Below are 17,054 nucleotides of genomic sequence, written 5' to 3'. Positions count from 1 at the left end.
TTACTCTCCGGTAACAGGATTACCCCCTTCTTCCATCCGGAGGACCCCAATGCGGTTCGCGCGTACGTCCCTCGCGCTTGCATCCGTAACGGGCCTGGTCACCTCGCTGCTGCTGGGGATCCCAGCGGTGGCCGATCCCGGCCCCCCACCCAGCTCCATGGCCAGCATGGGCGACTCGATCACCCGTGGCTTCAACACCAGCGGTTTCTACGTCGACTTCCCGGCCCGGTCGTTCAGCACCGGCACCGACACCGGAGTCAACAGCCACTACCGCCGGATCCTGGCCAAGAACCCCGCCATCAGCGGGCGCAACTACAACCAGGGCGCGTCCGGCGCGGCGTCGGACGACATGCCGGGTCAGGCCACCGCCGTGGTCGGCCGCAACGTCGATTACGTCACCATGCTGATCGGGGCCAACGACGCCTGCACCAGCAGCGAGGCTTCGATGACGCCGGTGGCGACGTTCCGGTCGAACATCGACACGGCGCTCAACACGCTCAAGGCCGGTCTGCCCAACGCCAAGGTCGCCGTGATCTCCATCCCGGACATCAAGCGGCTGTGGTTCGTCGGCAAGGGAAACGGCTCAGCCCGCTTCTTCTGGAGCCTGGGCGGGATCTGCCAGTCCATGCTGGCCAACCCGACCTCGACCAGCGCCGCCGACGAGGACAGGCGTAACCGGGTGCGGCAGCGGGTCATCGACTACAACACGCAGCTGGCCCAGGCCTGCGCGGCCTACGGTCCCAACTGCGACTTCGATGACAACGCGGTCTTCAACTACCAGTTCGTGCTGTCGCAGGTGTCGACGTGGGACTACTTCCACCCCAACACCTCCGGCCAAGCCGTCCTGGCCGCCGCCAGCTACGCGGCGGGCTTCAACTGGTAAACCCCCGCAAAGCGGAGGAGTTGCCGCAATCTTCTGCGGCGGCTCCTCCCCAGCAGGCAGAGTGACTCTGTGGAGCTCACGCATGCTCGGCGTAATGCGGTCTTTCTGACCGTGGCGTGCGGCATGTTGCTGGCCGCACTGGACCAGACGATCGTCGGCACCGCGCTTCCCACCATCGTGGGCGACCTCGGCGGCGCCTCCCACATCTCCTGGGTGGTTACCGCCTATCTGCTGGCCGAGACCATCGCCACCGCGCTGGCTGGCAAGATCGGCGATCTGTTCGGGCGGAAGATCGTCTTTCAGGTCTGTGTCGCGCTCTTTCTGATCGCCTCGATCTTCTGCGGGCTGGCCCAATCGATGCAGTGGCTCGTGGCCTGGCGTGGGGTTCAGGGGCTGGGCGCGGGCGGCATGATGGTCACCTCGATGGCGCTCATCGCCGACTACATCCCGTTGCGCGAACGCGGCAAGTACCAGGGCGCGCTCGGGGCGGTCTTCGGCGTGGTGACCGTCGTCGGGCCGCTGCTGGGAGGCTTGTTCACCGACCATCTGACGTGGCGCTGGGCCTTCTACGTCAACATTCCCATCGGGATTGCCCTGATCATCTTCTGCCAGTACTCGATGCCGCTGCTCAAGCCCACCGCCCGGCCGATCATTGACTACCTCGGGATCGCGGTCATCGCCGCCGCCTCGACCTGTCTCATCCTCATGACCAGCTGGGGCGGGACAGAGTACGCGTGGAGCTCCCCGGTGATCATCGGGCTGGCCGCGGGCGGGCTGCTGCTGCTCGGGCTCTTCGTATGGGTGGAAAACCGTGCCCGCGAACCCATGCTGCCCATGCGCCTGTTCCGCAATCAGGTCTTCACCCTGTGCGGGATCCTCTCGTTCATCGTCGGGTTCGCCATGTTCGGCGCGCTGACCTTCCTGCCCACCTTCATGCAATACGTGGAAGGGGTTTCGGCCACCGAGTCGGGCCTGCGGATGATGCCGATGGTTTTCGGTCTGCTCATCACCTCGATCGCCAGCGGCACGATCGTGGGCCGCACCGGCCGGTACAAGCTGTTCCCGATCGTGGGTGGGGCGGTCATCGCGCTGGGGATGTTCCTGTTGTCCCGCATGGACTCCCAGACCAGCCTGCTGGTTTCCTCGATCTACCTTTTCGTGCTCGGGCTCGGGCTCGGCCTGTGCATGCAGGTGCTCACCATCGTCGTGCAGAACACGGTGGCCTACCACGATCTGGGCGTGGCCACCTCCGGTGTCACCTTCCTGCGCACGCTGGGCAGCGCCTTCGGCGTCGCGTTGTTCGGCACGGTCTACTCCACCAGCCTGAAAACCCAATTCGAGCAGGCGCCCGCGCTGCCCGCCGGGGTCGACGCCACCGTGTTGCAAAGCCCCAAGGGCGTGCACTCGCTGCCGTTCCCGCTTCAGCAGATCGTGGTCGACGGCTACGCCACCGCGCTGCAGAACGTCTTCCTCGCCGCGGTCCCGGTGGGCTTGCTGGCGATGCTCATCGCCTTCTTCCTCAAGCAGGTTCCGCTGCGCGACACGGCTCGTGCCGCGGCCACCGACATGGGCGAAGGTTTTTCGGTGCCTGAGGGCGACAACCGCGAGGACCTGCTGGAGGCGGCGATCTCACGGGCCTGGCGCCGCAAGGGCTTGGCGGCCGCGCCAGCCGTCCTTGAGGCGGCCGGGGTGCACGCCAACCCGGCCCACGCCTGGTGTCTTTCCAGGGTTGCTCTTTTCTCCGAGTACCGGGGAAGGGCCCGTCTCGACGACATTGCCGGCTACTACGGCATCCCGGCCGATGTGTTCCGGCCGGCCTTCGATCGCTGCATCGAGATCGGATACCTGCGCTACGACGCCGTGGACCTCAAGCTCACCACCCGAGGCCTGGCCGAGTACGACCGGATTTCGGCAGCCTGGCGCGATTGGCTTTCCTCCGAGCTCTCCGACTGGGGCGAGATCGATGACGAGGAGTTCTCCGCCGCGCTGCGCCGGGTGGCCGAGCAGTTCGTAACCGAGGAGCTGACCGTCGCCGGGCACAGATAGCCTTGGCCCCATGCGTGATCCCCTTGTGCTCGCGGTGGCGCAGCCGCCCTGTGTAGCGCGCGATGTCGCGGCCAACGCGCTCGCCCATGCCGAGGCCGTGCGTTCCGCGCGGGCCCGGGTGGTCGTCTTTCCCGAGCTCTCGCTGACCGGCTATGAGCTGGCCGCCCCCGCGATCGAAGCGGCCGACCCGCGCCTGGAGCCCCTCGTGACAGCTTGCGCGGCAACAGGTTCGCTGGCGCTGGTGGGGGCGCCGCTGGCCGGCGACCACATCGCCATGCTGGCCGTCGACGGCAGCGGCGTGACTGTCGCCTATCGCAAAATGTGGCTTGGCAGCTCAGAATCGGCGCGCTTCTCGCCGGGTGACAAGCCGGCCGTGATCGAGGTCGACGGCTGGCGGTTCGGCTTGGCCATCTGCAAGGACGTGGCCGTGCCGCAGCACCAGAGCGACACCGCCGCCTTGCGCATCGACGGTTACCTTGCGGGCACAGTGAAGTTCGACTATGAAGCCCAGGAGCAAAGCGAGCGTGCGGCCCGTCTCGCGGCCCAACACGGCATGTGGGTGGCGATCGCGAGCCACGCCGGCCCGACCGGCGACGGCTACACCGCGACCGCGGCCCGGTCAGGCATCTGGGATCCGCAAGGAAACAGCGTTGCCCAAGCGGGGCCCGAAATCGGCGCCCTCGCCCGAGCCACGCTGACTTAACCCGCGGCCCCAGTTTGTAGACCACGGTTGACAAACTGCGCCAGCGCGATAGTTTGTAGATGGCGCTCTACAAACATGCGAGCCTGGGGCGGGACACATGGTGAAAGAAATGCTCAGCGTGGCCGACATCGCAGTGATGTTCAACGTCGAGCCGAAGACCGTCAGCATGTGGCGGTTGCGTTATCCGGAGTTCCCCGAGCCGGATGTCATCGTCGGCGGCATGGCGGGCTGGGATCCAGACCGGGCCGAGGAGCTGCGGGTCTGGGAGAGCCGGCGACCCGGGCAAGGCAGGCGCGCCATGCTGGCCGAGCACGTTCAGGAAACGCTGCGCCGCACCTTCGTCTTCAGGTTCATGCGCCCCGATGACTTCTCCTGGGCGCCAATCGATTTCCCCGGCATCGAGTACGAGGACGGGCTCCTGGCAGACGGCATGCAGACCAAAGCGGCGGAGCACCTGATCGGTGCCCTGCGCGACCAGGGCTGCGAAATCGTCTTCAAGGACCCGGCCACCGATGTCACACAGGCCGTGCAGCGCGTGCTCTGGGATCGGTGGACCGCGGAAGAGGTGGGGGAGCACGAGTTCATCGGCCGGCTCTTCGACGACCACGGCCGGATCTACCACGGCTGCACGGCTTTCGACGCCGCCTCCTACACCCTGCAGCGGCTCGCGGCGCTCGGCGGCGAAATCCGCCCAGGGCGCGGTCTGTCACCGCAAATGCCGGGCCGCAAGCCGAGATAGCAGGTTGGCAAACATTCACGCTCGTCATGGAAGCTGGAGATTTTTCGTGCAGACAGCCAAGCACCATATTGAGCCTGCCGAGGGCAGGTTGGGCGTTCTGATGGTGGGGCTCGGCGCCGTGGCGTCGACCGTCATCGCCGGCGTCGAGCTGATCAAGCGCGGCCTCGCCGAGCCGATCGGTTCGCTCACTCAGATGGGCACCGTTCGCCTCGGCAAAAGGACCGAGGACCGAGCGCCGCTCATTCGCGACTTCGTGCCGCTGGCAACGATCGACCAGCTGGTCTTCGGCGCCTGGGACCCGATTTCGGACACGGCCTACGAAGCAGCGATCAAAAGCGGCGTTCTTGACCGGTACGTCCACATCGAGCCGATCGCGGAGCAGCTCAAGGAGATCGAGCCGATGCCGGCCGTCTTCGACCAGAGCTACGTTCGGCGGCTCGACGGGGCCAACGTCAAGCCCAATGCGGGCAAGCGAGACCTTGCCGAGGCCCTCCGCCAGGACATCCGCGATTTCAAGGCGGCGCATTCGTGCGACCGGATAGTGGTGATCTGGTGTGGCTCCACCGAGATCTTTCTCGAACCCGGCCCGGCCCACTGGAACCTGGCCGCCTTTGAAGCCGCGATGGACGCGAACGACGAGACCATCGCGCCCTCGATGCTCTACGCCTACGCGGCTCTCCAAGAGGGTGCGCCATTCATCAACGGAGCGCCCAATCTCACCACCGATGTCCCGGCGATGGTCGAGCTCGCCCACAAGACCGGCGTGCCCATCGGCGGCAAGGACTTCAAATCGGGGCAGACCCTTCTCAAGACCGTGCTCGCCCCGATGCTGAAGGCTCGCATGCTGGGCCTGGAGGGCTGGTATTCGACCAATATCCTCGGCAACCGCGACGGTGAGGTTCTCGACGACCCAGACAGCTTCCGCACCAAGGAGGAGAGCAAGCTCGGCGTGATCGAGCACATCCTGCAGCCGAAGCTCTATCCCCAGCTCTACGGCGACGTCCACCACAAGGTGCGTATCAACTACTACCCGCCGCGCGGAGACAACAAGGAGAGCTGGGACAACATCGACATCTTCGGCTGGCTCGGATATGCGATGCAGATCAAGGTCAACTTCCTGTGCCGGGACTCGATCCTGGCCGCGCCGCTGGTGCTCGACCTGGTGCTCTTCATGGACCTGGCCCAGCGAGCGGGCCTCAAGGGCGTGCAGGAGTGGCTGTCGCTCTACTTCAAGAGCCCGCAGCACGCACCCAGCGTCTACCCCGAGCACGACCTGTTCATCCAGCAGACCAAGCTCAAGAACACCCTGCGCTGGCTGATGGGCGAGGAGCAGATCACCCACCTGGGGATGGAGTACTACCAGGACTGAAACGAGAATCTCCGGATCGGCAGCAGATGACTGCCGATCCGGAGATCCGTGGCGTTACGAAAACACGGCCTAGGAGCGGCCCGGTTCGTGGCGGCGCAGGGCGAGCCGGGTCAGTCCAATGAGGACCGCCAGCTGGATGCCAAGGAAGATCATCGACCGCCACCACAGCTCGGGGGTGTGCTGGAAGAGCGGATCCTGGAAGGTCTTCGGCATCATGCCGAACAGATCGACGGTCTGCGCCCCCGCGCCAAAGCCCCACCGGGTGGGGAAGAACCAGGCGATCGTCTCCATGATCGGGGAGCCTTCGAGGAGGAACAGGCCACCGGAGAACACCAGCAGGGCCATGACCAGTACCACCATGATGGGTGTGGTCTGCTCTGTGGTCTTGGCCAGCGAGCTGATCAGCAGGCCAAGCACGGTCGAGACCAGAGAGATGGCCACCATGGCCACGATGATCTCCATGGTCTGGCTGGGCAGCACCAGCGATCTCGTCGGCGGGCCCTCGAAAAGCGCCAGCCAGACGAAGAGCGCCACCTGCGCGGTGTTGATCAGGAAGAAGATGGTCAGCTTCGAGCTCAGGTAGGCCGCCGCCGAAAGGCCGACCGCTCTTTCCCGCCGGTAGATCGCCGCCTCGTTGACGATTTCGCGGATGGCCGCAGCCGTGCCCAGGAACGCCGCGCCGGTCACCAGCACCACGAGCAGCTGCTGGGCCTGGATGCCCTGGGAGACGTTGCCGAACTCCAGACCGTGCTCGCCCGGGGCGGTGTAGGCCAGCACCGCCAGCACCAGCGGCATTGCCAGCAGGAACAGCGCGAACCCGCGGTCGGAGAGGATCACGCGGACCATCCGATTGCACAGCGTCGCGTACTGCCGCAGGGGAGCGCTGGGGTTGCGGGCGAACAGCCGCCATCCCTGCTTGTCCATGTTGGCCTGGCCGGGCTTGGCAGCCGGTGCGTTGGGCCTGGTCCGGGCCAGGGTCGGCTCGATGCCGATCTGCTCGGGCAGGGGCGGTGGAGCGGTCGGCAACACCTGCAGCGTCGGCTCGTCGTCGAGCTGGCCGCTGCGCTGCGCCGGTACCGTGATCGCCGGCGCCTTCTCCGACGTGGGCGCCGGGTAGTCGCCGTTGGCGGCCGGGGTCGCCGGAGTCATGGCCTCCGAGACGTCAACGGTCGCGTGGTTGGTGACCGACACGGCCGCGGCCGCTGCGGCCTCCGCCGCCTCGGCTGCCGCCTTCGCAGCGAGCGCCGGTCGGGGCGCACTGCGGTCGGTCGGGTTCACCGCGCTGACATAACGGGCGTAAAGCGGCGAGTTGCGGAAGGCGCGCGTCCAGCGCTCCGGCTCCTCAGTGATCTTGGTGAAAACGTCCGCGTAGTCCTCGGCGTCGAAGAAGGCGAGCAACTGGTCGGGCGGGCCGAAATAGCCCATGGTGCCGCCCAGGCACATGACCAGAACCCGGTCGCAGTAGTCCAGATGAAGCACACTGTGCGTCACCACCACCACGGTCTTGCCCTTGTCCGCCAGCTCCCGCAGCTCCTGCATGACCTCCTTGTCCAGCGCCGGATCGAGACCCGAGGTGGGCTCGTCGAGGCAGAACAGCGAGGGTTCGGTCAGCAGCTCCATGGCGACCGAGGCGCGTTTGCGCTGGCCACCGGAGAGGGTGTCGATGCGCTGCTTGGCGCGCTCGGTCAGCCGCATGGTCTCCATGACCTCGTTGACCTTCGCCCAGCGCACCCGGCGCGGAACATCATCAGCGAAACGCAACGCCGCCGCGAAGCGCAAAGCCGTGCGCACCTTTAGCTGCTTGTGCAGGACATCGTCCTGGGGCACCATGCCCAGCCGGTAACGCAGCTGCGCATAGTCGGCGTAGAGGTCCCGTCCGCCGTACCAGATCCGTCCCTGGGTCGCCGGACGCAACCCGGTCAGCGCCTTGACCAGCGTGGACTTCCCGCAGCCGCTGGGCCCGATCAGCGCCAGCAAACTGCCCTCGGCCAGGGCGAAGCTGACGTCGTCGAGCAGCACCTTGTCCTTGATGCGCACGGTGAGGTCGTCGGCGATCAGCGAGGCGGGGCCGGTGTCTACATGGTCGTGCAGCCGGTGGCCGTCAAAGAGCAGCTCGTGGCGGCCGATGGAGACGACGTCGCCGGCGTGGATGACGGTCGGCTTGTGCACCTGACGGCCGTTGAGATACGTGCCGTTGCGGCTGCCGAGGTCGACCACCTGGTACGTGTCACCGGCGCGCCGGATCTCGCTGTGGTGACGGGAAACCTGCAGGTCGGCCAGGACGTGGTCATTGTCGGCATCTCGGCCGATGCGGATGCGTGCGGCGTTGTCCGGGGTGACGAACTTGTTCTGTCCAGTTGCGACAGTGCCGTCCCCTGCGGAAACGGGTGAGGTGGGGTGGTCGCTTGACACCCGGTCATCTTGGCGTTATCCCGCCCACAGATCAAGCGAACGTTGGGCAATCCGACACTCAGCGTGGCAATCTTGACCACAGGTCGGTGCGTGGACAGTGTCCCCGGGCCTCAACTACAAATGCCATTGGGGAATACCGTCAGGCTGGAGCCCCAGTGAGCCGCTCGCCGCGAGGCGACCGCACGCACCGACCTTTCAAACCCACTGCCGTCACGCTGGAGCGCCAGCAGCGCTCTTAACCGGTCTAGTAGAGATTGTGTTGTGGCGTCCATCGATGCGAGCATTGGCGCGTGGGCTTTCTCAGACGCCACAGTTGGTGGCTGCTTCCCGAGGTGTTGGCCCTTGCCGTCATTGCCGCCGGCTTGGTTTACCTTCGGCAAGACGCTTTTGCCAATCAATTATCGGATAAGGCTAGGACGGTTCTGGAACAAACAACTCCGACCGAGCAACATTTGCATGACCTGAGCGGCGAGCCGGGCAAGGTCATCTGCGCGGCGGAGTCGTTCGGCACGGAGCCGGCTGGCGCCAAGCGCGTGGAGGACGTTCGGGTCATCTATGCCCTCTACCTCTGTGCGGTGGCTGTGCGCGGGATGCCGTGGGATTACGCGACCCGCAGCTCGGGGCCGGTGCGGATAACTCTGAGCGATCCACCGTCAGTCGAGATACCGCTTTCCGGAGAGGGCTATCCGGAGCGGGTGCGTGCGCTTATCCCCGACAACCTTGAAAAGCGGGCGTTCGGAACCTTCAAAGACAAGGGAAGACCGGCCGCCTTGCGCAAGCAGTACGAGCACGAAATCGTCTGAACCGGTTTTCGCAGCGTTGCCATGGGAGCGTTCTCATGGTGCAATATCGATGTCTGGGCACTAGACGGCCGGGAGCCGCCGTCGCTTCGCCCATTTCCAGACGGTGCATGGCACGCGGCGTCAGCAACCCCCTGAACGGGCACGCCTTGGCGGAAAGGTGTCGCCCACCCAAAACTCGAAGGGACACAGGGTGAAAATCAGACGCCAACTATTGGCAAGCATGGCCGCAGTCGTGGTCACGGCGGGGCTCGGCTTTGCCGTCATCCAAGCTGCCCCGGTGCAGGCCCACGGAGTCACCATGATTCCGGGCAGCCGCACCTGGCTGTGCTATCAGGACGGCTTGCGGCCAAACGGAGAAATCATCGCTTACAACCCCGCTTGTGCCTCGGCAATTGCGGCCAACGGCACCACGCCGTTGTACAACTGGTTCGCCGTGCTCCGGTCCGACGCCAACGGCCGCACCACCGGCTACATCCCGGATGGGCAGCTTTGCAGCGGCGGATCAGGCGGGCCTTACAACTTCTCCGGTTACAACGCGACCCGGACCGACTGGCCGTTGACCCACCTCACCTCCGGGTCCAACATCCAGTTCCGGCACAGCAACTGGGCTCGCCACCCGGGCACGTTCCACATTTCCATCACGCGCCAAGGATGGGACCCGGCCACCCCGCTGGCGTGGAGCGACCTGACCGAGTTCTGGAGCGTCACCGACCCGCCGGACAACGGCGGACCGGGCGCGCTGAACTACTACTTCTGGAACACCCAACTGCCCACAGGCCGCAGCGGCCGCGCCATCATCTACACCCGGTGGGTACGTTCGGACAGCCAGGAGAACTTCTTCAGCTGCGCTGACGTCGTCTTCGACGGAGGCAACGGCCAGGTGACCGGCGTAGGCCCGAACCAGACCCTGCCGCCGCCGACCGGTGGACCGACCAGCGGACCGACAAGCGGGCCGACCAGTGGGCCGACCAGTGGACCGACGACTCCGCCCCCGGGCAACGGGGCCTGCTCGGCCACCTATGCGCTGGCCAACCAATGGAACCCCGGGTTCCAAGGTGGAGTAACGGTTCGCAATACCAGTACCACCGCCAGCATCGGCAGCTGGACGGTGACCGCGACGTTCGCCAACGGGCAGAGGGTCGACCAGTCCTGGGAGAGCAGCTTCACCCAGACCGGTGCGACGGCTACCTTCCGCAATGCGAACTACAACGGGACCATCGCGCCGAACGGAACCAAGACCTTCGGGTTCCTCGGCACGTGGAGCGGAACCAATAACGCGCCCACGTTGACCTGCTCCGCTTCGTAAACAGCAGGTAAAACCATGCGTAAGCCCGGCCGCCACTGGCCGGGCTTACGTTTCCGGAACGGACGTTGCGGGTATAACCGGGCTTATGAGATTCAGCCCGCACTTCTTGAAGTACCTGCATCCTGAAATTTTTCCGGCTCAGCGTGACACCCTCATCTCCGCGGCGATCAAGGCGGGCGCGCCCGACGAGGTACTCGAAAAGCTCGGCGCGGTCGACTCCCAGGAGGAGTTCACCCTTCGCCGCCTGGCCCAGGCACTGGCTGAGACGCGACTGAGCGAATCCCGCTGACCTCGCCACCGCCGCCATCGAAAATCACATCCGAGCAGCCATAGAAGGTTTCGTGGCTGTTTTCTCGTGTCCAAACCGAATAGATGATGTGGCGTCCTGTCTTGTGCGGCAGGACGGCGCCGGGTGGGGTGGCGGCTGAGTAGAACGGCTCCGGCTCAATGTCGTTCCAGGTCAAGGGCCTGTTTGACTGGTACCCGTCACGTGTCACGAAAAGCGAGAACCACCCGGCATAGGCGACTCGGTTGCCGTGCTGAAGGTTCGCACCCTGGCTAAGGTGCGTCACCGGCCAGTCGCTGTGGGGCGCGTCGAATCCGGCGAACTTGCTCAGGCCGGCGCTGCACAGGGCGCCATCGGGGATGAAGCCGCGGGTGCGGCCCTGCCCATCGGCGCGCAGCACCCCGAACCAGTCGTAGAACGCCTCGGCCCCGCCGGCCTCCAGCGCGGAGCGGCAGGCGGAGTTGGTGGGCTGGATCTGGCCGTCGGGTTGGTGAGCATCCACATAGCACAGGTAGGGACGGCTGCCCGGTAGGGACTGGGCAACGTGGCCTTGGGCCGGGCCGGGGCCCATCGACCTGAGCGCCGCCGCCACCAGCAAGGCGGCACCGGCCGCAGCGGCCACCCTGACATGAGGTTGCACGAGGTTTCCTTTCCAGACGGAAGGAAGACGCATGGGAATGCGTCACGCACCTCGGCTCCGGCGTCCATTGCATCATCAATTAATCTTCGCAACAACTCGAGAGCGCGCTCGCACCGTCCGCAATGGACAGTCACCGCGATAGGGGTCTTACCCTGTTCAGGTTGCCTTGTTACGGTTGCGAGTCCAGGAGGCAAGGCATGGCCGATGATGGATTGTCGCCCGGCGACCTTCTTGCCGGGCGCTACCGCCTGATCGATCGCGTCGGCATGGGTGGCATGGCGGTGATCTGGCGCGCCCACGACGAGACGCTGGAGCGGCTGGTCGCGGTAAAGGTGCTCGACCTTTCGCTGTCCGGTGACGCGAGAATGCGCGACCTGGTGCGCCGCGAAGCCTGGGCCGCGGCCCGCCTCAACCACCCGGACGTGGCCAGCGTGCACGATTTCGTCCAGGTGGGCGACTTCGGGGTGCTGGTCATGCAGCTGGTCGAGGGAACACCGGTGGCCGACCTGATCGCGGCCGGGCCGCTGCCGTGGCAGGAGGCCCTGCGCATCGGCATGCGGGTCGCCCTGGTGCTCGACCACGCGCACCATCGCGGCGTCATCCACCGCGACATCACCCCGGACAACATTGTCGTGCATGGTGATCGGGTCACCGTGCTCGACTTCGGGATAGCGGCGAAGATCGGCGAGCCGGACGACGACAGCACCGGCGCGAGCTTCGGCACGCCCGCCTATGTGGCGCCGGAACGGCTCGACGGAACGCCGGCGCAGACCGCGACCGACATCTACGCCCTCGGTGTGGTGCTTTTCGAAATGCTGACCGCGCGCGTCCCGTTCCGGGTTCGGGGCTGGGACGACGTGGCGGTCGACCACGGCCCGGCCCCGCTGCTGCGGGTCAGTGGGCTGCCGGCGCAGGTGCGTTCGCTGGTGACGCAGATGCTGGCGCGGGAGGCCGCCGCGCGTCCGCGCGCCGAGCAGGTTGCCCAGGTGCTTCGGGAAGCGTTGTCCGTCAAGCGTTCCCACCTGCTCGTGGCCGCTGTGGTCACGGCGGCCATGGTGGGCGCCGCCCTGGTGATCTGGTGGCCGCGGCCGCAGGATCAGCCGACGTTTCCGCCGGCCGCGCCCCGCACCAGTGTGGCGGTGTCGCGCACCCCGCCCGCTTCACCGACGCCGGTTCCGACGCCCTCGCCGCTGTCGCGGGAGAGCGCCCTGTACATGATGCTCAGTGCGATCAGCGATGGGGTGGCGCAGGGATCGATCCGTCCCGACGCCGGGCTCGATCTGCAACAGCTGCTGCGCCAGGCGAAAAGCGAGGACGCGATCGAAGGCGTCCGGGACAAGATTTCGGCCAGGGAGCAGGAGGGGGCGATCAGCCCGGCCACGGCGCGCGATCTGAAAACGGCGCTCAACAATCTCGCGGCATCGTATTGATAGAACCCCGACCGGGCGCGGAGCAGACCTCACGCACCCGGCCAGGAAGCCTCACACACAATTGGCGCTGATTACTCCGCTGTACCAACGCGCGCTCCGTTTCGGAATGCGCCGCTGGCTCGCATAGTCCACGTAGATCAGTCCCCAGCGCTCGTCGTAGCCCTCTTGCCACTCGAAGTTGTCCAGTAGGGACCACACGTGGTAGCTCTCCAGATTGACCCCGTCGGAGATGGCGCGATGCGCGGCGGCGAAGTGATCGCGGAAGAATGCGATCCGGCCGGGGTCGTCGACCATGCCGTCGCCGCCGAGCGCGTCGGGGGTGGGCAGGCCGTTTTCGGTGATGGTGAGTGGGATGTTGCCGTAGTCGCGCTTGACCCGGGTCAGGATGTCATACATGCCCTGCGGGTAGATCTGTTGCCAGAACGCCTGACTCGTGGGGTGTTTGAAGATCGTGCTGCCGTCCGCCGTGACGTAGATGGGGGTGTAGTACTGCACCGCGAGCAGATCGACAGGCGAGCCAATGATCTTCAGGTCGTCGGTCTGGATGTAGGACGCCATCGGCGAGAAACGCGCCACGTCGGCCATCACATCGGCCGGGTAGGAGGCCCGGAAGATGGGGTCGAGGTAGAGCCGGTTCTCGTACCCGTCATAGAGAATGGTCTGTTCTTGAGCACCCTCGCTGTTGTCGGCCGGATAGCACGGGTGCAGGTTGAGAGCCGGGCCGATCCGGCTTCCCGCCGGCAGATGCGGCCGCATCGCTTGCACCGCAAGCCCGTGCGCGAGCAGCTGGTGGTGTGCCACCACGTAGGCCGCGGCCGGGTCCTTGTGGCCGGGGGCGTGCACGCCGGTCAGATAGCCGTTCTGTACCACCGTCTTCGGTTCGTTGAGGGTGAGCCAGACCGGGACCGAGTCGCCTAGCTCCGCCGCGATCAGTGCCGCATAGTCGGCGAACCGATAGGCGGTGTCGCGGTTTTCCCACCCCCCTTCCTCGTGAAGGGCCTGTGGGGTGTCCCAGTGGTAGAGGGTGACCATCGGCGAGATGCCGCGCTCGTGCAGACCCGCCAGCAACCGCCGGTAGAAGTCCAGACCGCGCTGATTCACCGGGCCGACTCCGTCGGGCAGCACCCTGGACCAGGAGACGGAGAAGCGATAGGAGCTCATGCCAAGCTGTTTGATCAGGTCGAGGTCGTCGCTCCAGCGGTGGTAGTGGTCAACGGCCACGTCGCCGGTCTGACCATTGCGAACCTTGCCGGGTGTCGCGCAAAAGGTGTCCCAGACCGAGGGTCCACGGCCGTCGATCCCGGCCGCGCCCTCTATCTGATACGCCGAGGTTGCCGCACCCCAGACGAAGCCCTTCGGAAAACGAAGCCCAAGGGAGGTTTCGTCCGATGGTTCGGCCGATGGTGGATCATCGCAGCTTGTCAGCATGTGGTGCTCCTCATAATCTTGGTGGGAACGCTCCCACCAATGAGCATAATCGTCCATGGTTATGGAAAGGACGGGGATGTCGATAAAGTGTGGGGATAGGGAAGGGCAGTCCCTATCCCCACGGGTGCTCACTTCTCGTGTATCTACACGGGACAGTGCGCGCGGGAGCCGTTGGCACGCGACGTAGTCGCACCGCCCGCTCATGGGCGGTTTCGGGCCTCCTTTCGAGCACCCGGAGGACGAGTCGGCCGCCGGTCGTACGGAGATCGGCGACCGACCCGTCTTGCCGAATCATGGCGGTTGCCATGACTCGTTCCGGTATTCCAGCCAGGGCATTTCCGGGCTCGCCCCGACCGGGCTGTATTGACGATCTTCCGTGGAAGCGTTCCCACGGCGTTTGTTCAGACGATAGCGAGTTGTGAATCCGCGCGCAACAGTCCTGAAATCCGCGCCGCCGGTTTAGTCGCGCCATAGCGTCCACTGCGGCGGACCGGCCTTCATCACCGGCTCCCCGGTGACCTGGAAACCGTGCCGCTGGTAGAAGCTCAGGTTGCGCGGGTTGGACGACTCCAGATAGACCGGCAGGCCGTGCTTCAAGCCATCTTCGAGCAGCGCCGACCCCAGGCCCTGGCCGCGGGCTTTGTTGGACGTCCCGATGAAATCCAGGTACCAGTGTTCCGGCGGCACCAGTTCGTGCAGCTTCTCGATCTCGCCCAGCCGCCCCAGCAGACGCGGCAACCCGCTCCCCGCGGCGTAAAGCATCGGCAGCGCCTGGCGCACCATCGCGGAGGTGGGCAGCTTCCAGCCCCCCGGCGGCGACCAGATGGTCACCGCCTCCAGGCTGTCGACGGTGTAGACGTGACCCTTGGGCACCGCATAGCGCAGCAGAACGGCGAACAGGCGCCGCTTGCGTTCAGCGGCGGGCAGCAGCCAGTTCCACACCGGATCATCGGCGAACGCCTCGGCCAGCGTGACAGCCAGGGCCGGCACATCGGCCTTGGTGGCCTGCCGGATCATGTCAGCGCCGCAAAACGCTCGACCTGCTCCACCGTGCCCGACACGACCAGCAGGGCGCCCTGCGGAACGACAGTCTCCGGCACGGCATAGGTGAAGTCCTGGCCGTGCTCCTTGACCCCGATCACGGTGACGCCGTGCTGGCGGCGCAGGTGGGCATCGGCCAGGGACTTGCCGATCGCTTCGCGCGGGGCGCGCACCTTGGCGATGGCGAAGCCGTCCTCGAACTTGATGAAGTCGATCATCTTGCTCGTGATGAGGTGGGCGACGCGATCGCCCATCTCGGCCTCGGGCCGGATCACGTGATGGGCGCCGACCGCCTTGAGGATCTTGGCGTGCTTCGCCGAGACGGCCTTGGCCCAGATCTGTTTCACGCCAAGCTCGCTGAGCGCCACCACGGTCAGAACACTTGCTTCTATATGGGTACCGATGCCGACCACGGCGCGCTGGAAGGCGTCCACGCCCAGCTGGCGCAGCGCGACCTCGTCGGTGCTGTCAGCCTGCACCACATGGGTCAGCTGATCGGCATAGTCCTGCACGATCTTCATGCTGCTGTCGATGCCGAGGACCTCGTGGCCCAGCTTGGACAGCGACTCGGCGACGGTGCCGCCGAACCGGCCCAGCCCGATCACCACAACGCTGTCGGCATCTTTCTCGTTACTAGCCAACGATCGGTCGCTCCTCTGCATAGCGGTAAAGCGTGCGGCGCTCACTCAGAGCAAGGGCCGCCGCAACAGTAACTGTGCCCACCCGGCCCACATACATCAGGATGATCAGCACCGCCTGCCCGGACAGCGGAAGGGTCGGGGTCAGCCCGGTGCTCAGGCCGACGGTGGAGAAGGCGGAGGTGGCCTCGAAGAAGACCTGGTCCAGTGGCGCGTGGCTGATGAAAAGCAGGGCGAAGGTGCCGAAGCCGACGAACGCCACGCCGAGCAGCGCCACCGTGAGCGCCTGCCGCTGGACCGCTTCGGCGATGCGCCGCTTGCCGATCACCACGTCGCGTTCGCTGCGGACCTCAGCCAGGATGACGAAGGCCAGCAAGAAGAAGGTGGTCACCTTGATGCCGCCCGAGGTGCCCGCGCTGCCACCGCCGATGAACATGAGCCAGTCGGTGAACAGCCGCGTCTCCGACTCCATCTGTGCGTAGTCCACCGTGTTGAACCCGGCGGTGCGCGGTGAGGTGCCCTGGAACATCGAGGCGAGGATCTTGCCGGACAGGTCGAGCGGCCCGAGCGTGCCCGGGTTCGCCCACTCGAAGGCCAGCACGGTGCCGAAGCCGACGATGAGCAGGAAAAGGCTTCCAAAGACGGTGAGGCGGGTGTGGGTGGACCAGAGGCGGGGCCGGTTGAGCTCCCGGGTCAGCTCGTAGATGACGGGGAAGCCGAGGCTGCCGCCGATGATGGCCAGGATCAGCGGCACGCAGATCCACCAGTCGGTGGTGAAGCCCATCAGGTTGTTGCTGAACAGGGCGATGCCCGCGTTGTTGAAGCCGGACACGCCATGAAAGATGCCGTACCAGACGGCTTTGCCGAAGGGGTAGTCGTAACCGAGCCAGAAGCGGCCGGCCAGGACGATCGAGGTGAGCACCTCGAAGGTCACCGTGAAGAGCCCGACCCTGAACAGCAGCGCGCGTACGTCGCCCAGCCCGACGGCGTGGGTCTCGTGTTGCGTGATGAGCCGCCCGGTCAAGCCCAGCCGCCGCGCGGCGAACAGCCCGAGCAGGGAGGCCAGCGCCATGATGCCGAACCCGCCGATCTGCATCAGCACGAGCAGCACGACATGGCCGAACGGAGACCAGTAGGTCGCCGGGTCCACAACGGACAGTCCGGTGATGCACGACGTGGAGACCGACGTGAACAGCGCGGTGAAGAAGGGCGCGCTCTGGCCTTCGCCCTTGCGGGAGATGGGCAGCATCAGCATGACTGTGCCTACCGTGATCAGACACAGGAAGGCCACGGGGATGATCCGTGCCGGATGCCGCCACCAGCGTCGCAT

Annotated in this window: 15 protein-coding genes; 9 read left to right on the top strand and 6 right to left on the bottom strand. The window is 65.9% G+C overall.

What is annotated here, in order from left to right; translation table 11 throughout:
* Nucleotides 1-49 precede the first annotated feature (49 nt).
* The 5 genes from Rhe02_RS22060 to Rhe02_RS22040 all read left to right on the top strand — a co-directional run bounded on the left by Rhe02_RS22060 (nt 50) and on the right by Rhe02_RS22040 (nt 5,740).
* Entirely contained in the window at nt 50-883 is an 834-nt protein-coding gene (locus Rhe02_RS22060) for an SGNH/GDSL hydrolase family protein (RefSeq protein WP_203910199.1), read from the top strand.
* A gap of 69 nt (nt 884-952) precedes the next feature.
* Nucleotides 953-2,929 (top strand): MDR family MFS transporter, encoded by a 1,977-nt coding sequence (locus tag Rhe02_RS22055; RefSeq protein ID WP_203910198.1) that lies wholly within the window; start codon nt 953-955, stop codon nt 2,927-2,929.
* A gap of 10 nt (nt 2,930-2,939) precedes the next feature.
* Nucleotides 2,940-3,632 carry a carbon-nitrogen hydrolase family protein gene (locus tag Rhe02_RS22050; protein ID WP_203910197.1) on the top strand — a complete coding sequence of 231 codons (693 nt, stop codon included), beginning with the start codon at nt 2,940-2,942 and terminating at the stop codon, nt 3,630-3,632.
* A 109-nt stretch (nt 3,633-3,741) separates the two neighbouring features.
* Nucleotides 3,742-4,371, top strand: coding sequence for a hypothetical protein (locus Rhe02_RS22045; protein WP_203910196.1), 630 nt, complete (start codon nt 3,742-3,744; stop codon nt 4,369-4,371).
* A gap of 46 nt (nt 4,372-4,417) precedes the next feature.
* Nucleotides 4,418-5,740 (top strand): inositol-3-phosphate synthase, encoded by a 1,323-nt coding sequence (locus Rhe02_RS22040; protein WP_203910195.1) that lies wholly within the window; start codon nt 4,418-4,420, stop codon nt 5,738-5,740.
* 69 nt (nt 5,741-5,809) lie between these two features.
* On the opposite strand, the gene Rhe02_RS22035 is transcribed toward Rhe02_RS22040, so the two are convergent.
* Nucleotides 5,810-8,152, bottom strand: a complete 2,343-nt coding sequence (locus Rhe02_RS22035) for an ATP-binding cassette domain-containing protein (protein ID WP_203910194.1) — start codon at nt 8,150-8,152, stop codon at nt 5,810-5,812.
* Nucleotides 8,153-8,442: 290 nt separating this feature from the next.
* Between Rhe02_RS22035 and Rhe02_RS22030 the strand changes: the two genes are divergently transcribed.
* The 3 genes from Rhe02_RS22030 to Rhe02_RS22020 all read left to right on the top strand — a co-directional run bounded on the left by Rhe02_RS22030 (nt 8,443) and on the right by Rhe02_RS22020 (nt 10,550).
* Nucleotides 8,443-8,955, top strand: a complete 513-nt coding sequence (locus Rhe02_RS22030; RefSeq protein WP_203910193.1) for a hypothetical protein — start codon at nt 8,443-8,445, stop codon at nt 8,953-8,955.
* A 220-nt stretch (nt 8,956-9,175) separates the two neighbouring features.
* The gene (locus tag Rhe02_RS22025; protein WP_373320676.1) at nt 9,176-10,261 is read left to right on the top strand and encodes a lytic polysaccharide monooxygenase; all 1,086 of its coding nucleotides are present in this window, start codon (nt 9,176-9,178) and stop codon (nt 10,259-10,261) included.
* A gap of 85 nt (nt 10,262-10,346) precedes the next feature.
* Nucleotides 10,347-10,550, top strand: a complete 204-nt coding sequence (locus tag Rhe02_RS22020; protein WP_203910191.1) for a DUF2795 domain-containing protein — start codon at nt 10,347-10,349, stop codon at nt 10,548-10,550.
* On the opposite strand, the gene Rhe02_RS22015 is transcribed toward Rhe02_RS22020, so the two are convergent.
* Nucleotides 10,492-11,187: a lytic polysaccharide monooxygenase gene (locus Rhe02_RS22015; RefSeq protein WP_203910190.1), complete on the bottom strand. Its 696-nt coding sequence runs from the start codon at nt 11,185-11,187 to the stop codon at nt 10,492-10,494. The two genes, Rhe02_RS22020 and Rhe02_RS22015, sit on opposite strands and share 59 nt — an antisense overlap.
* Before the next feature lie 197 nt (nt 11,188-11,384).
* On the opposite strand from Rhe02_RS22015, the gene Rhe02_RS22010 reads away from it, so the two are divergent.
* Entirely contained in the window at nt 11,385-12,617 is a 1,233-nt protein-coding gene (locus Rhe02_RS22010; protein WP_203910189.1) for a serine/threonine-protein kinase, read from the top strand.
* A gap of 51 nt (nt 12,618-12,668) precedes the next feature.
* On the opposite strand, the gene Rhe02_RS22005 is transcribed toward Rhe02_RS22010, so the two are convergent.
* The 4 genes from Rhe02_RS22005 to Rhe02_RS21990 all read right to left on the bottom strand — a co-directional run bounded on the left by Rhe02_RS22005 (nt 12,669) and on the right by Rhe02_RS21990 (nt 17,054).
* Nucleotides 12,669-14,045, bottom strand: coding sequence for a GH1 family beta-glucosidase (locus Rhe02_RS22005; RefSeq protein WP_203910188.1), 1,377 nt, complete (start codon nt 14,043-14,045; stop codon nt 12,669-12,671).
* A 459-nt stretch (nt 14,046-14,504) separates the two neighbouring features.
* Complete coding sequence (locus Rhe02_RS22000; protein ID WP_203910187.1) at nt 14,505-15,062, bottom strand: GNAT family N-acetyltransferase; 558 nt, start codon at nt 15,060-15,062, stop codon at nt 14,505-14,507.
* Nucleotides 15,059-15,727, bottom strand: a complete 669-nt coding sequence (locus tag Rhe02_RS21995) for a potassium channel family protein (RefSeq protein ID WP_373320673.1) — start codon at nt 15,725-15,727, stop codon at nt 15,059-15,061. Before Rhe02_RS21995 ends, Rhe02_RS22000 begins: the two co-directional genes overlap by 4 nt.
* A complete protein-coding gene (locus tag Rhe02_RS21990; RefSeq protein WP_203910185.1) occupies nt 15,720-17,054 on the bottom strand; it encodes a TrkH family potassium uptake protein in 1,335 nt (444 codons plus the stop codon). Before Rhe02_RS21990 ends, Rhe02_RS21995 begins: the two co-directional genes overlap by 8 nt.

It is taken from the genome of Rhizocola hellebori, assembly GCF_016862955.1.
Lineage (GTDB): Bacteria > Actinomycetota > Actinomycetes > Mycobacteriales > Micromonosporaceae > Rhizocola > Rhizocola hellebori.
The sequence above is the reverse complement of the archived record's forward strand: the minus strand, read 5'-3'. Positions and strand labels throughout refer to the sequence as shown.

Excerpts from the sequence above, each read along its gene's own strand:
- Rhe02_RS22060 (WP_203910199.1), top strand. The coding sequence starts at position 50 with ATGCGGTTCGCGCGTACGTCCCTCGCGCTTGCATCCGTAACGGGCCTG.
- Rhe02_RS22050 (WP_203910197.1), top strand. The coding sequence starts at position 2,940 with ATGCGTGATCCCCTTGTGCTCGCGGTGGCGCAGCCGCCCTGTGTAGCG.
- Rhe02_RS22045 (WP_203910196.1), top strand. The coding sequence starts at position 3,742 with ATGCTCAGCGTGGCCGACATCGCAGTGATGTTCAACGTCGAGCCGAAG.
- Rhe02_RS22025 (WP_373320676.1), top strand. The coding sequence starts at position 9,176 with ATGGCCGCAGTCGTGGTCACGGCGGGGCTCGGCTTTGCCGTCATCCAA.
- Rhe02_RS22020 (WP_203910191.1), top strand. The coding sequence starts at position 10,347 with ATGAGATTCAGCCCGCACTTCTTGAAGTACCTGCATCCTGAAATTTTT.
- Rhe02_RS22010 (WP_203910189.1), top strand. The coding sequence starts at position 11,385 with ATGGCCGATGATGGATTGTCGCCCGGCGACCTTCTTGCCGGGCGCTAC.
- Rhe02_RS22005 (WP_203910188.1), bottom strand. The coding sequence starts at position 14,045 with ATGCTGACAAGCTGCGATGATCCACCATCGGCCGAACCATCGGACGAA.
- Rhe02_RS22000 (WP_203910187.1), bottom strand. The coding sequence starts at position 15,062 with ATGATCCGGCAGGCCACCAAGGCCGATGTGCCGGCCCTGGCTGTCACG.
- Rhe02_RS21990 (WP_203910185.1), bottom strand. The coding sequence starts at position 17,054 with ATGCGACGCTGGTGGCGGCATCCGGCACGGATCATCCCCGTGGCCTTC.